The sequence below is a fragment of the Bradyrhizobium aeschynomenes genome (assembly GCF_013178945.1).
GTDB classification, from domain to species: Bacteria; Pseudomonadota; Alphaproteobacteria; order Rhizobiales; family Xanthobacteraceae; genus Bradyrhizobium; species Bradyrhizobium aeschynomenes.
The window spans coordinates 428022-441000 of sequence record NZ_JABFDM010000002.1; the positions used below are offsets into that span (position 1 = coordinate 428022).

Annotated in this window: 15 protein-coding genes; 11 read left to right on the plus strand and 4 right to left on the minus strand. The window is 65.3% G+C overall.

All coding sequences use genetic code 11. From position 1 onward, the window contains the following. The first annotated feature begins 90 nt into the window (after window positions 1–90). The 7 genes from murI (at window position 91) to HL666_RS06670 (ending at window position 5888) form a co-directional block, all read left to right on the plus strand. Window positions 91–888 carry a glutamate racemase gene (gene murI / locus HL666_RS06640; protein ID WP_172180521.1) on the plus strand — a complete coding sequence of 266 codons (798 nt, stop codon included), beginning with the start codon at window positions 91–93 and terminating at the stop codon, window positions 886–888. Between the two features lie 13 nt (window positions 889–901). Beyond that, complete coding sequence (locus HL666_RS06645) at window positions 902–1675, plus strand: HpcH/HpaI aldolase family protein (protein WP_172180523.1); 774 nt, start codon at window positions 902–904, stop codon at window positions 1673–1675. 61 nt (window positions 1676–1736) lie between these two features. Then, the gene (locus HL666_RS06650) at window positions 1737–2123 is read left to right on the plus strand and encodes a cupin domain-containing protein (RefSeq protein ID WP_172113753.1); all 387 of its coding nucleotides are present in this window, start codon (window positions 1737–1739) and stop codon (window positions 2121–2123) included. Window positions 2124–2320: 197 nt separating this feature from the next. Next, window positions 2321–3145 carry an acyltransferase gene (locus HL666_RS06655; RefSeq protein WP_172180525.1) on the plus strand — a complete coding sequence of 275 codons (825 nt, stop codon included), beginning with the start codon at window positions 2321–2323 and terminating at the stop codon, window positions 3143–3145. 216 nt (window positions 3146–3361) lie between these two features. Continuing rightward, complete coding sequence (rpsD, locus tag HL666_RS06660) at window positions 3362–3979, plus strand: 30S ribosomal protein S4 (protein ID WP_172113751.1); 618 nt, start codon at window positions 3362–3364, stop codon at window positions 3977–3979. 213 nt (window positions 3980–4192) lie between these two features. Then, window positions 4193–4747 (plus strand): hypothetical protein, encoded by a 555-nt coding sequence (locus tag HL666_RS06665; protein WP_172113750.1) that lies wholly within the window; start codon window positions 4193–4195, stop codon window positions 4745–4747. A 73-nt stretch (window positions 4748–4820) separates the two neighbouring features. After that, complete coding sequence (locus HL666_RS06670) at window positions 4821–5888, plus strand: threonine aldolase family protein (protein ID WP_172180526.1); 1068 nt, start codon at window positions 4821–4823, stop codon at window positions 5886–5888. A 146-nt stretch (window positions 5889–6034) separates the two neighbouring features. Here HL666_RS06670 and grxD read toward each other — a convergent pair whose 3' ends face one another. Beyond that, complete coding sequence (gene grxD / locus HL666_RS06675) at window positions 6035–6373, minus strand: Grx4 family monothiol glutaredoxin (protein ID WP_006609190.1); 339 nt, start codon at window positions 6371–6373, stop codon at window positions 6035–6037. Between the two features lie 304 nt (window positions 6374–6677). Between grxD and egtB the strand changes: the two genes are divergently transcribed. Together egtB and egtD are read left to right on the plus strand one after the other, a co-directional pair. Beyond that, window positions 6678–7931, plus strand: coding sequence for an ergothioneine biosynthesis protein EgtB (egtB, locus tag HL666_RS06680; protein WP_172180528.1), 1254 nt, complete (start codon window positions 6678–6680; stop codon window positions 7929–7931). Window positions 7932–7984: 53 nt separating this feature from the next. Further along, a complete protein-coding gene (gene egtD / locus HL666_RS06685; protein ID WP_172131008.1) occupies window positions 7985–8956 on the plus strand; it encodes an L-histidine N(alpha)-methyltransferase in 972 nt (323 codons plus the stop codon). Here the strand turns inward: egtD and HL666_RS06690 are convergent. Together HL666_RS06690 and HL666_RS06695 are read right to left on the minus strand one after the other, a co-directional pair. Next, window positions 8932–10134 (minus strand): low temperature requirement protein A, encoded by a 1203-nt coding sequence (locus HL666_RS06690; RefSeq protein ID WP_172113746.1) that lies wholly within the window; start codon window positions 10132–10134, stop codon window positions 8932–8934. The two genes, egtD and HL666_RS06690, sit on opposite strands and share 25 nt — an antisense overlap. A gap of 35 nt (window positions 10135–10169) precedes the next feature. Next, complete coding sequence (locus HL666_RS06695) at window positions 10170–10409, minus strand: BolA/IbaG family iron-sulfur metabolism protein (protein ID WP_006609193.1); 240 nt, start codon at window positions 10407–10409, stop codon at window positions 10170–10172. A 233-nt stretch (window positions 10410–10642) separates the two neighbouring features. On the opposite strand from HL666_RS06695, the gene HL666_RS06700 reads away from it, so the two are divergent. Next, on the plus strand, window positions 10643–11005 hold the full coding sequence (locus HL666_RS06700; RefSeq protein ID WP_172131009.1) for a DUF427 domain-containing protein: 363 nt from the start codon (window positions 10643–10645) through the stop codon (window positions 11003–11005). 66 nt (window positions 11006–11071) lie between these two features. Here the strand turns inward: HL666_RS06700 and HL666_RS06705 are convergent, their stop codons facing one another. Next, a complete protein-coding gene (locus HL666_RS06705; RefSeq protein ID WP_172113744.1) occupies window positions 11072–11245 on the minus strand; it encodes a DUF1328 domain-containing protein in 174 nt (57 codons plus the stop codon). Window positions 11246–11677: 432 nt separating this feature from the next. Here HL666_RS06705 and HL666_RS06710 point away from each other — a divergent pair, with 432 nt between their 5' ends. Then, complete coding sequence (locus HL666_RS06710) at window positions 11678–12874, plus strand: acyltransferase family protein (protein WP_172113743.1); 1197 nt, start codon at window positions 11678–11680, stop codon at window positions 12872–12874. The last annotated feature ends 105 nt before the right edge of the window (window positions 12875–12979 follow it).

The window sequence follows — 12979 nt, forward strand, 5'->3', positions numbered from 1 at the left end:
GCCACCGGAACACACCGAGACGCCCTACTCCCGCCAAATCCCGCAGAAAAACCGACTGAACCGCCCTCCCCGATCCGGTACACTCGCGACGTGACCCACCGCCCGACGATTCTCGTGTTCGACTCCGGCCTCGGCGGCCTGTCCGTGCTGCGCGAGGTGGTGCGCGCGCGACCGGATGCGCATTATGTCTATGTCGCCGATGACGCCTTCTTTCCCTACGGCCATCACAGCGAGCCGGCGCTGATCGCACGAGTGGTGCCGCTGATGGGCGAACTGATCACGGCACACCAGCCCGACCTGATCGTGATCGCCTGCAACACCGCCTCGGTGCAGACGCTGGCGCCGCTGCGGGCGGCCTACGCCACGCCGTTCGTCGGCACCGTGCCGGCGATCAAGCCGGCCTGCGCCCAATCGCAGACCAAGCGTGTCTCCGTGCTCGGCACCAAGGCCACCGTGCAGCGTGAATACACCCATGCGCTCATTCGCGACTTCGCGCAGGGCTGTCAGGTCACGCTCGTCGGCTCGCCGGATCTGGCATCGCTCGCCGAAGCCGCACTCAGCGGAACCGGTGTCAGCGACGAAGCCATTTCAGCCGAGGTGGGCCCCTGCTTTACCGGCGATCGAGATGACGCGAGCGCCCGCACCGACACCGTCGTGCTCGCCTGCACGCATTATCCGCTGCTGCTCGACCGGCTGCAGAGGCTGGCACCCTGGCCGGTCGCATGGATCGATCCGGCGCCGGCGATCGCGCGCCGCGTCGTCGATCTGCTCGGCCCGCAGTCGGGCCGCGTCGATCACGGCGGCGCCACGATGATCTTCACCTCGAACAAGCCGCATCAGCTCAGCCAGGCGCTCACGCCTTTTTTCGGCGGCCGCGTGCCGGCCTGACGGAGATCCCACGATGTCCGCGACACCCAGACCGCTCAACCGCCTCAAGCAGGCCTGGCGCGACAAGCGGCCGACCTTCGGCGCCATCGCGACCATCCCGAGCATTCAGACCGTGCGCATCATGGCGCAGCAGCTCGACTGGATCATCATCGACCTCGAGCACGGGCCGATCGATCTCTCGACCGCGCACGCGATGATCACGGCCACCGCAGGCACGCCCTGCGTGCCCCTGGTGCGCATCGCCGCCAACGAGCCGCATCTGGCCAAGGCGCCGATGGACTTGGGCGCGCTCGGCATCAACTTCCCGATGATCTCCAGCCGCGCGGAGGCCGAGAAGGCGGTGCGCAGCGTGCGCTATCCGCCCCGCGGCGACCGCCTGTGGGGCCCGTTCCACGCACCGTTCCATTGGAACGTGTCGATGGCCGAGTACATGGCGACCGCCGACGACGACATGGTCTGCATGGTGACGATCGAGCATGTCGAGGCGGTCGAGCGCATCGACGAGATCATGGCGACGCCCGGCATCGACATCGCCGTGATCGGCCCGGGCGATCTCGCCACCTCCATCAACAAGCGCGGGCAACTCGATGATCCCCAGGTGAAATCCCTCATCGCCCGCGCCGAGGCCGGCATCCTCAGATCCGGCGTGCCGATCGGCGGCGCGGCGCGCTCGGCCGAACAGGCCAATGCGATGATCGAGCGCGGCTACGTCGCGCTGGCGCTCGGCTTCGACTGGTCCTTGTTCCAGCGCGGCATTGCCGCAAGCTTCGAAGGGATCAAACGCTGATCAGGCCGCAGATATCGGCGCTTCACGTTCCGAACGAAAAGCAATATTGGGGGAGAAGCTCATGATGAAGAAGATGATTTTCGGCCTGTCGCTGGCCGTCCTGGGACTCGGCGCGGCGCTGGCTCAGCAGCCGGCGATCAAGCGAACGTTGCTGAACAAGACCGATTTTCCGGACGGCTATACCATCGTCCAGGCGATGGCCGAGGTGGCGGCGGGCGGCGCCGCGGGGCGGCATACCCACCCGGGTGTGGAGACCGCCTACATTTTGGAGGGCGAGGCCGATCTCATCGTCGAGGGCCAGCCCGACCGCCGCCTGAAACCTGGAGACTCGTTCCAGATCCCGGCCGGGGTCGTTCACGACGCCAAGGTTCACGGCGACAAGGGCCTGAAGGTCCTCGGCGTCTACGTGGTCGACAAGACCAAGCCGCTCGCCTCGCCCGCGCCGTAGAGCATGATCCGGAAAAGTGCGCAGCGGTTTTCCGAAAAGATCATGCGCAAACAACAACCTAAAGCGCGATGACGATCCATCCTGATCTCATCGCGCTTGAGAGGGGCTTTCGCCGGACCGGCGCTCGGTGCTAACAGCAGCCGCCGCCGGGCCACCGGCTAGGCCACCAATGATCGATCGGGAGTGACGGGTTCAGGATGCGCGGACAGATCAGGCCGATTTCGCTGCACCGCCGTCTGATCATCGATCTGATGCACGCCTCGCGCGACGTGCCGTTCGTGTCGCTGGAGCGCACGCTCCAGCTCGGTCCGTTGCTCGACGCCCGCGCCGCCGCCGATCGCCCGCCCGGCTTCGCCGCGCTGTTCGTGAAGGCGTTTGCGCTGATCGCCCGCGACGAGCCGGTGCTGCGCACGCTCTACGTCAAATGGCCGTGGCCCTGCTTCTACGAGCTGCCGCGGAGCGTCGCGACCGTGACCATCGCCCGGGTCGAACATGGCGAGGATTGCGTGCTGCCGCAGCGCGTGTCCGGGCCGGAGACCATGACCCTGGTGGAGATCGACGCCGTGATCCGGCAGGGCAAAGAGGCGCCGGTCGAGGACGTCCCGATGTTCCGCAAGATCATGCGGGCGACCCGGTTACCGCTCCCGCTGCGCCGCTTCGCCTGGTGGGTGGGGCTCAGCTTCGGGCGGCAGCGGGCGAACTGGTTCGGCAATTTTTCGGTGACCAGCGTTGCCGCCTGCGGCGGCGGCCAGCTGCTGGCGCTTAGCCCGGGGCCTTTCATCGTCAATTACGACGTGGCCCTGCCCGACCAGACCATGCGCCTTCTGATCCGCTGGGATCACCGGGTGACCGACGGGGCAATGATCGCCAGGACCGCGGTACGGCTGCAGGAGGTGCTGAACGGGGAGATCGCGGCCGAACTGAAGGCCACCCCGGCTGTCGGACTGGGATTGGCGCAGGTCGACCGGGCGTGCGAGGGGAAACGGCCGAAAATCACCGCCGTTGGAGGGCCAGAGGGGTGATTTCACGGCAAAATCGGCGGTTAAGGTTTGACAAGTCAGCGGTTTCTCCCTTAAGAACCGCCCTGCTCGCGGGCCGCTTTCGGCCCGCGTTGCGTTTCGCGACCCGTGGCCTCGTCCCCTCACGCTTTGGGGATCGGCCTGTCGGTGGACCGGGCTTCCCGGACACACAGGAGGGCGCGTTTCCTCAAACCCGAATGAAAGACTGAAGAGGACGCGATGACTAAGCGCAGTGAGGCGAAGTACAAGATCGATCGCCGCATGGGCCAGAACATCTGGGGCCGCCCGAAGAGCCCCGTGAACCGCCGCGAATACGGCCCCGGCCAGCACGGCCAGCGCCGCAAGGGCAAGCTCTCCGACTTCGGCGTGCAGCTGCGCGCCAAGCAGAAGCTCAAGGGCTACTACGCCAACATTTCCGAGCGCCAGTTCCACGGCATCTATGTCGAGGCCGGCCGTCTCAAGGGCGACACCGGCGAGAACCTGATCGGCATTCTCGAGCGCCGTCTCGACACCGTGGTGTTCCGCGCCAAGTTCGTCTCGACGATGTTCGCCGCGCGCCAGTTCATCAACCACGGCCACATCAAGGTGAACGGCCGCAAGGTCAACATCGCGAGCTACCAGGTCAAGCCGGGCGACGTGATCGAGGTCAAGGAAGCCTCGAAGCAGCTCGCCGTGGTGCTGGAAGCGAGCCAGCTCGCCGAGCGTGACGTGCCCGACTACATCGAGGTCGACCACGGCAAGATGACCGCGAAGTTCATCCGCATCCCGGCGCTGTCGGACGTGCCGTTCGCGGTGCAGATGGAGCCGCATCTGATCGTCGAGTTCTACTCGCGCTGATCTTGACGGAGCGCCGCTCCGCCCACATCTGATAATCCGAAGGCCCTGGCACGCGCCGGGGCCTTTGTTTTTTGGACTTCCGCTTTGTGTTTTCGGATCAGGCGAACCGATTCCCGAATGCCACACTTGCCACCGAATCGCCTCACCTGGGGCTGACAGCGAATCCGTCCCGTGATTCACTGCTGTCAGTTGTAAAGTAGCGGGGCGTTCGCCATGGAGTTCAACAGGCGCAATATCATCTTCGGTGCGTTGCCGGCCGAAGCGGTCGGCGCTCCACCTCTGCCGCCGTTGCGGTCGCCGCCCCTCAGTGCTTCTCCATTACGCGCTCGCCCCTCGGGAATCCGCTATCGATTCAACGACGGTCTTTTTCCCTCGACAGTCTTCGATCTCCTCGAACGCTCCTGCTGGCACGTCCAGTCCGATGCGACAGCCCATGTGATCCGCCATGTCGGCACCGGGCTCACCTTTGCCGACGCGCAGCTCGGCTACGATCCGTTCGCGTTGGAGCTTCTCCATTGTTTCGACAATTCTCCCGAACCCGCCGACGATTGGCAAACCATGCTGGTCGGCTGGGCCGCGGTGAACATGGGCTGGAACATCAAGCGGAAGCGCCCGGGCGCGGCATTGGTTCTTTCACCCTCGCGGCGCAGCCCGATGGAATCCTGGGTGTTCGACTGCATCGAGGCGCCGGCGCTGGTGGTCGAACCGATCGAAGCCCGGCCGTTGCGGCGGCCGGACATCTGGCTCAATCCGCCGCGCGCGGCCTGACGAGGAGGCACTTTTTGCGGGAGCGATGCGAGTTGGGTAAGGTCCTCACGTGAAAGCCGAACGAGGACTGCCGATGTATTACACCCCGCCCCCGCGCGATCCCAAGGCGCCGCCCGTGCGCGTCAATCTGTTGTCGGATACGCAGACGCGCCCGACTCCCGCGATGCGTGAGGCGATGGCGCGGGCCGAGGTCGGCGACGAGCAGATCGGCGACGACCCGACCGTGCACGAACTCACCGCCCGCGTCGCCGCGCTCATGGGCAAGGAGGCCGCGGTGCTGATGCCGTCGGGCACGATGTGCAACGTCGCGGCCACCCTGGTGCACTGTCGCCCCGGCGACGAGATCCTGGCGCACGAGACCGCGCACATCATCTCGCGCGAGGGTGGCGCACATGCCGCGCTCGGCGGCTTCCAGGTGACGCAGCTGAAGGGCCCCGACGGCCAGTTCACGCCGGAGACGTTCCGCGCCGCGCTGCATCCGCGCTCCCGCTACCAGCCGCCGCAGACCGTCGTCAGCGTCGAGCAGACCGCCAATATCGGCGGCGGCACGATCTGGAAGAAGGCCGATCTCGACGCAATCGTTGCGATCGCCAGGGCGAACGGCATGGCGACGCATATGGACGGCGCGCGGCTGCTCAATGCCACCGTCGCCACCGGCATTTCGGCTGCCGACATGACCGCCGGCTGGGATTCGGCCTGGATCGATTTCTCCAAGGGTCTGGGCGCGCCGATCGGCGGCGTGCTGGCCGGCAGCGCGGCTTTCATCGACGAGGTGTGGCGCTGGAAACAGCGGCTTGGCGGCGCGATGCGTCAGGCCGGCGTGGTCGCTGCGGCCTGCATCTACGCGCTCGATCATCACGTCGACCGTTTGGCCGAGGACCACGCCAATGCGCGCGCCCTGGCCCGCGGGCTGTCACAGATTCAGGGCGTGGAGGTGCAGGAGCCCGAGACCAATCTGGTGTTCTTCAAGCCGGACGGTACGGGCGTCTCCGGCGACAAGATGGTGAGTGAACTCCGCAAGCGCGGCGTGCTGCTCGCGATGATGGACGGCCGCATCCGCGCCTGCACGCATCTCGATGTGAGCGCGGCCATGATCGAGGAGATGGTCGGACATGTCAGGGAGATCGTGCGCGGCGCATGAGGATCAAGGCACGAGCGCCTCTAAATCAACCGGTGCACATCGCTCGCGATGCGCGCCGAGCTCGGCGGCCGTCTGCTGAGCAAAGACCAGTTCACGGCGTTGATGATGGCGTCAACGCCGTGATGTCTGCTGGTGCGGAGGGGAGCTCAGGCCGAGGCCGCCGTGCCGACCGGGATGCCCTTGTCGGTGAACAGCTGCTGCAGCTCGCCGCTCTGGAACATCTCGCGGACGATGTCGCAGCCGCCGACGAACTCGCCCTTCACATAGAGCTGGGGGATCGTCGGCCAGTTCGAGAACGTCTTGATGCCGTTGCGCAGTTCCGCGGATTCCAGGACGTTGAGGCCCTTATAGCCGACGCCGACATGGTCGAGGATCTGCACGACCTGGCCGGAAAATCCGCACTGCGGAAACTGCGGCGTCCCTTTCATGAACAGGACGACGTCGTTCGACTTCACTTCGTTGTCAATGAATTGCTCGATGCTCATCTTCGCTTCCTCTAGGGCGCCTCAAGGAACGCCTGGGGCTCGGTGCCGCTCTGATCGCGCCAGGTCGCAGGTCGTCCCGGCCGACGGGTCACTACCCTATATGTAGCGCAAACCGTTGTTCAGCCAAAGTAAAATGCCGAGGATCCGCCCCCAGCCCGCCATCCTCCCGGACGATAGCCTGACGGCAGCAATATTATAGCCGGAACGAGGGTTTCATCCCGTAACCAAGCCCCTATCTAGGACGAACCGTCCAAAGGAACTTGTTCCGCCGAACGTCGTTTTCTGCAGGCATACGGAGACCCTCGTGACCAGTTCAGCCTCCGCCACGGCCCCGCTTCCCATCACTGACGCGCGACAGACCTCCCGCTCGGCCCCCCAGAGCGGGAGCTTGATTGAGGCTTTTCTGACCGTCCGTGGCGAGACCGAGCGCCGTGCGGCGCTGCTGAGTCCGGAGGACCAGGTCATCCAGTCGATGCCGGATGCGAGTCCGGCGAAATGGCATCGGGCCCATACCACGTGGTTCTTCGAGCAGTTCGTGCTGGGCCAGCACTGCCGAGCATACACCCATTTTCATGCGGATTACGCCTTCCTTTTCAACTCCTACTACGTCAGCGCGGGCCCGCGTCACACGCGCGGCGAGCGCGGGCTGATCACCCGACCGGGGGTGGCCGACATCGCCGCCTATCGGCGGCATGTCGATGCGGCGATGGTGGACTTCCTGGGCAGCGCCGATGCGGCCACATTGGCCGACATCGCGCCGCTCGTCGAAGTCGGTCTCAATCACGAGCAGCAGCATCAAGAGCTGATGCTGACCGACATCCTGCATGCGTTCGCGCAGAATCCGATCGCCCCCGCCTACGATCCGTCCTGGACATTTCCGACCCCGACGGGCGCAGGCGAGGAGTGGGTCAGCCTGCCCGAAGGCATCCACACGGTGGGGCATGCCGGCGACGGCTACCATTTCGACAATGAGCGACCGGTCCATCGGGCCCTCGTCGGCCCGGTCAAGCTGGCGCGCAATCTCGTCACCAACGCCGACTGGCTCGCCTTCATGGCGGACGGCGGCTACGCGACGGCGACGCTCTGGCTCATGGACGGCTTTGCCGCGGCCAGCCGCGAAGGCTGGCAGGCGCCAGGTCACTGGTACAAGGTCGAGGGCGAGTGGCGGATCATGACGCTCGGCGGATTGAAACCCGTCGATCCGAACGCACCAGTCTGCCACGTCAGCTACTACGAGGCCGACGCCTTCGCACGCTGGTCCGGCAGGCACCTGCCGACCGAGATGGAATGGGAGGTCGCCGCGCGCGGCCATCAGCTCAACGACGCCTTCGGCATTGTTTGGCAATGGACGCGTAGCGCCTACAGCCCCTACCCGGGCTATCGCGCCATCGAAGGCGCGCTCGGCGAGTACAACGGCAAATTCATGGTCAATCAGCTGGTGCTGCGCGGATCGTCGCTCGCAACGCCGGCGGGCCACAGCCGCGTCACCTACCGCAACTTCTTCTATCCGCACCACCGCTGGCAGTTCACGGGCCTCCGGCTCGCCGACTACGCCTGAACCGCCGGCAGCAAGGCCCGAGAGTCGCGCCTATGCGCGTCCAGGAGAGTATCATGAACGTGCACGTCAACGCTTTGTCCGACGCCCATCTGCCCGACGACAAGACGTCGGCCTTCGCGCAGGCCGCGGTCGCAGGTCTCACGCAGCAGCCCAAGCAGCTGTCGCCGAAATATTTCTATGACGCCGCCGGGTCCGACCTGTTCGAGCAGATCACACGGCTGCCGGAGTACTACCCGACGAGGACCGAGCTCGGCATTCTCAGGGATCGCGGCGCCGACATCGCCAGGATCATTCCGGGCAATGCGGCTCTGGTCGAGTTCGGCGCCGGCGCCACCACGAAGGTGCGGCTGCTGCTGGAAAGCTGCCGCTTTGCGGCCTATGTGCCGGTCGATATCTCCGGCGACTTCCTGACGGCACAGGCCGACAGCCTGCGCCGCGATTTCCCCGATCTCGCCGTCCATCCGGTGATCGCCGATTTCACGACGGCGTTCAAATTGCCGGAGGCCATCGAAGGCCAGCCGAAGGTCGGCTTCTTTCCGGGATCGACGATCGGCAATTTCGAACCGCACGAGGCCTGCCGCTTTCTGCGCTCGGCGCGTGAGATCCTGGGCGTGGGGGCGCTGATGATCGTCGGCGTCGACCTCGAGAAGGACGAGCGCGTGCTGCATGCCGCCTATAACGACGCGGCCGGCGTGACGGCGCGCTTCAACCTCAATCTGCTGCTGCGGATCAATCGTGAGCTCGGCGGCAATTTCGACCTGTCGGCGTTTGTCCATCGTGCGATCTACAATCGCGAGCAGCACCGCATCGAGATGCATCTGATCGCGCGCAAGCCGCAGACAGTGCGCCTGCTCGGCACCACGATCACCCTCCGCGCCGGCGAGAGCATCCACACCGAGAACAGCTACAAATACAGCATCGCCCGCTTCGGCGCTCTGGCCCGTGGCTCGGGCTGGAAGGTCCAGACGGTCTGGACGGATGCGAGCGAGATGTTCTCGGTTCAGGCGCTCGTCGCCGAAGCGTGAGGCTCGGGCTTGGCGCGAAGCGAGAGCGTTTCCCACACCGCGACGATCGCCAGCAACGCGCTCGTCAGCGCCGAGAGAACCAGGGGCGACAGCTCGGTCGCGAACCAGCCGAGGCCTGCCAGCGCCAGCAGCCCGGCGCCATGTGACAGTTGGAGAAACCCGCGAACCTCGCGCTTGAACAGGATCGTTCCGACCAGAAAGACGAACGGTCCTCCAATCAGCACCGCGGCCGTCTTGACGTCATTGTGTCCGAGCGGATGTTTGAGCACGATCTCATCGGCCACCGCCGACACGATGATGCCGGCGACGATCGGCATGTGCAGGTAAGTGTAGGCCGAGCGCGCGATGAGCCCGGACTGGCTGGAGCGCGAGATCATCTCCGAGCCCGCCTCGGCGCCGCGGTTGAAATACACCGCCCACATCGCGACTGTTCCAACGAAGGCACAGGCAAAGGCTGCGATGTTGGCGCCGGTCCAATCGAGCTCCGCAAAGGTCGCGCCGGTGACGACGATCGATTCGCCGAGCGCGATGATGATGAAAAGCGCACAGCGCTCCGCCATGTGGCCGCCCTCGACCATCCAGTCTTCCGCGGTCGACGCGCCGAGGCCCGGTATCCAGAAGCGCACGGCAGGCGAGATGTATTCGAGCGTGAGCGCGGCGCACCAGAGCGCCATCCGGACCGGCCCCTCGGCAAGTCCGCCGAGCAGCCAGAGCACGGCCGAGGCGCTGAGCCAGGACAGAATGCGAGCGGCGTTGCGGCGGACCGGCGCGCGCTGCGGCGGCGTGACCGTGAACCAGAAGGCGGTCCTGCCGACCTGCATCGCGGCGTAGGCGATCACGAACCACAGGCCGCGGTCCTCGAACGCGCGCGGGATCGACATCGACAGCACGAGGCCCGCCAGCATCAAGGCAAACAACAGGCCTCGCACGAGCGCCTTCTCGGGATCGAGCCAGTTGGTCACCCAGGCCGTGTAGACCCACACCCACCACACCGCGAGAAACAGCACCGCCGTCTGCGCGGCCCCCAGCGGCGTGAAATGGCTGATCAGATAATGCGAGATCTGCGTCACCGCGTAGACGAAGACCAGATCGAAGAACAGCTCGACGAATGTGACCCGGCTGTGCCGATTCGGCTCGAGCACGCGGAACAGCGCACCACGCGGATTGTCCAACGCCATCTCCCCCGGATGCGTGCTGCCGTCTGCTGCCTTGATCAGCGCTGGTCGGGCACCCCTGTCTGAAGCGCAAGCGCATGCAGAACGTCGCCCATCTGGCCGCGCAGCGACTGATAGACGAGCTGGTGCTGCTGCACGCGGGACTTGCCGCGGAAGGCCTCGGAGATCACGGTCGCGGCGTAATGGTCGCCGTCACCGGCGAGATCGCGAATCGTCACCTGGGCGTCGGGAATGGCGGCCTTGATCATCTGCTCGATAACGTGGGCATCCATGGGCATCCCAGTGCATCTCCTTCTGGTGGGCGACGGGCGCGACAGGGCTTGCCGGCCGCAGCTGCAGCTCCCCTTAGTGACCCGTCGACCGGCACGAATCAAGGCGTTCTCGCGCGACCGTGATGGCGGAAACTAGCGCGAACCGGTTTCGAGGTCACGTCCGGAACCACTATATAGCGGGCTCGAACCGAATACGTCGGACCGGGTGACGCACCCGTGCCAAACGCGAGGGAGACGACATGAAGCTTCCAGGGCCGGATCATCCGATCACCATCACCCCCAACCCGAAGCGCGTGCGGGTGCTCGCCGACGGTGTCGTGATCGCCGAGACCACCCGCGCGTTGACGTTGAAGGAAGCGAGCTACCCCGCGGTCCAATACGTGCCGCGCGCCGATGCCAACATGGCGGCCCTGCGGAAGACCGATCGCGTCACTCACTGTCCCTACAAGGGCGATGCCAGCTATTTCAGCATCGCGACCGGCGGCAAGACGCTGGACAACGCGATCTGGAGCTACGAAACGCCATTTCCAGCGATGACCGAGATCGCAGGCCATCTGGCGTTCTATCCCGACAAGGTGCGAATCGAGGAAGTGGCCGACTGATCTTCCGCCGGGCGCGCGCCATGCGGGGCTGCGCGGCGATCGTTTCGGTCATCGCCTCATGGCGGGCTATACCCTGAAGATCGTCAGCCCGAGGATCAGCAGCACCAGGAAAATCACCAGGAAGATGTAGAACAGGATCCGCGCAATGTCAGCGGACGCTGCCGAGATTCCGGTGAAGCCGAGAACACCGGCAACGACCGAGACGAGGAAGAACAGCAGCGCCCATTTGAGAAGAGTCACGGTATGGTCCTCCGGTCCAGCGCCGCCCTGGCGCGTTCGCCTCACTAAACGACGCCGCCGGGACACGGTTCCCTGTGGCGACGGCTACCTGTTGGAGATTTCCGCAACTCTGGACGGCCCTGCCCGTAACTTCGTAGCTGGTGCGTTCGTAAGGACATCGGATGCGAAAATTGGCGAGGCGTGTGAGGAAGCGGCTTGCGAACCAACGCTCTTGCTGATTAGCAGCACCGAAGACAACATCTGGTATTCCGGCGCCGTCATGCGCTCGCTCGGGGGCAGTGCTCCAGCGAATGACGGTGTCCAAGTCACACGAGCTCATTTAAATCTGCTCGCGCAGCCTTGTATTGACGTTCGCACGGCACCTCCGCAGCGAGGAGGACGCAGACGTTCCATCATCTGCACGGGCACGGCAGCAGCGGTGCTGGGGGTCACATGGTCATATCGGTTACACAATCGGCGGCGGCCGCAAAGGTCGAGATGCAAGCCCGCCCGCGCGCGCGGGCCCGTAACGCCGCGCTGGACCACGCCCGGACGTTCCTGACGCTGGTGGTGCTGCTCCACCACGCCGTGATCCCCTACACCTATTTCGGGCACACCGATCCGACCTCCTTCCTCGGCTTCGACGGCATCGTGCTGGCCACCGACAGCTTCTTCATGGCCATGTTCTTCTTCCTGTCGGGGCTGTTCGTCTGGTCCGGCCTTGCCCACAAATCGATGGTGCAGCATCTGCGGGACCGGCTGTTGCGGCTCGGCCTGCCGTTCGCCGTCGCTGCGCTGACCGTGATTCCGCTGGCCTATTATGCGATCGAGCTGCGCGCCAATCCGGAGACCACCTTCTCCACGTTCTGGTGGAAGACCGTGACCGTCGGTCCGTGGCCGAGCGGGCCGATCTGGTTCATCTGGGTGCTGCTGGCCTTCGACATTTCGGCAGCCCTGCTGTACCGGCTATCGCCGCGCCTGCTTGAGCCGATCAACCGGCTGTCGCTGCGTGCCTTCGAGCAGCCGCGCGACTTCTTCTTCGTCTTCCTGCTGATCACGGGTGTGCTGTACATCCCGTCCCGGCTGTATTTCGGGCCGACCCACTGGTTCGAAGCCGGGCCGTTCTCGGTGCAGGCCAGCCGCATCCTGCTTTACGCTGCCTATTTCTATGTCGGTGCGGGCATCGGCTCGGCCAATTTCGAGCGCGGCCTGCTGGCAGCGGAAGGACAGATGTCGCAGCGCGGGCTCGGCGCCTGGATCGTGGTGACGATCGTGCCCTACGCGCTGCTGTGGGTGCTGATCACGATCAAGCGCCAGGTGCTGGGCAACCCGCCGGAGCTGCCGCACTGGTATGAGGCCGCCTACGGCTTCTTCTTCGTGATCTTCAGCGCCGCGATGATGTTCGCGATCCTGTCCTACTTCCTCAACAACCGCCGCTCGGAATTCTCCGTGCTCGACCGCATGCAGGCCGATGCCTACGGCATGTTCCTGGTGCACTACCCCATCGTGCTGTGGATCCAGTATTGGCTGTTCGACCTCGATCTGCCGGCCGTCGCCAAGGCGACGATCGCGTTCGTCGGCAGCGTGCTGCTGAGCTGGGGCGCGACCTGGGTGCTGCGACAGATCCCGGGTGCGAAGAGCGTGTTGTAGGACGACGGACATCCGGGGTCTCACGAACTGCGCGTGTGAACCCGGATGTCGCTCTCGCCGCTGCGCATCCCGCGCACCGGCTGTCGCTCATCCGGGCTACGAGCA

Bases quoted from the DNA above. Each gene is read 5' to 3' on its own strand.
- rpsD (WP_172113751.1), top strand. From the start codon at position 3,362: ATGACTAAGCGCAGTGAGGCGAAGTACAAGATCGATCGCCGCATGGGC.
- egtD (WP_172131008.1), top strand. From the start codon at position 7,985: ATGAACGTGCACGTCAACGCTTTGTCCGACGCCCATCTGCCCGACGAC.
- HL666_RS06690 (WP_172113746.1), bottom strand. From the start codon at position 10,134: ATGGCGTTGGACAATCCGCGTGGTGCGCTGTTCCGCGTGCTCGAGCCG.
- HL666_RS06645 (WP_172180523.1), top strand. From the start codon at position 902: ATGTCCGCGACACCCAGACCGCTCAACCGCCTCAAGCAGGCCTGGCGC.
- HL666_RS06655 (WP_172180525.1), top strand. From the start codon at position 2,321: ATGCGCGGACAGATCAGGCCGATTTCGCTGCACCGCCGTCTGATCATC.
- grxD (WP_006609190.1), bottom strand. From the start codon at position 6,373: ATGAGCATCGAGCAATTCATTGACAACGAAGTGAAGTCGAACGACGTC.
- HL666_RS06710 (WP_172113743.1), top strand. From the start codon at position 11,678: ATGGTCATATCGGTTACACAATCGGCGGCGGCCGCAAAGGTCGAGATG.
- HL666_RS06665 (WP_172113750.1), top strand. From the start codon at position 4,193: ATGGAGTTCAACAGGCGCAATATCATCTTCGGTGCGTTGCCGGCCGAA.
- HL666_RS06700 (WP_172131009.1), top strand. From the start codon at position 10,643: ATGAAGCTTCCAGGGCCGGATCATCCGATCACCATCACCCCCAACCCG.
- HL666_RS06650 (WP_172113753.1), top strand. From the start codon at position 1,737: ATGATGAAGAAGATGATTTTCGGCCTGTCGCTGGCCGTCCTGGGACTC.
- HL666_RS06695 (WP_006609193.1), bottom strand. From the start codon at position 10,409: ATGCCCATGGATGCCCACGTTATCGAGCAGATGATCAAGGCCGCCATT.
- HL666_RS06670 (WP_172180526.1), top strand. From the start codon at position 4,821: ATGTATTACACCCCGCCCCCGCGCGATCCCAAGGCGCCGCCCGTGCGC.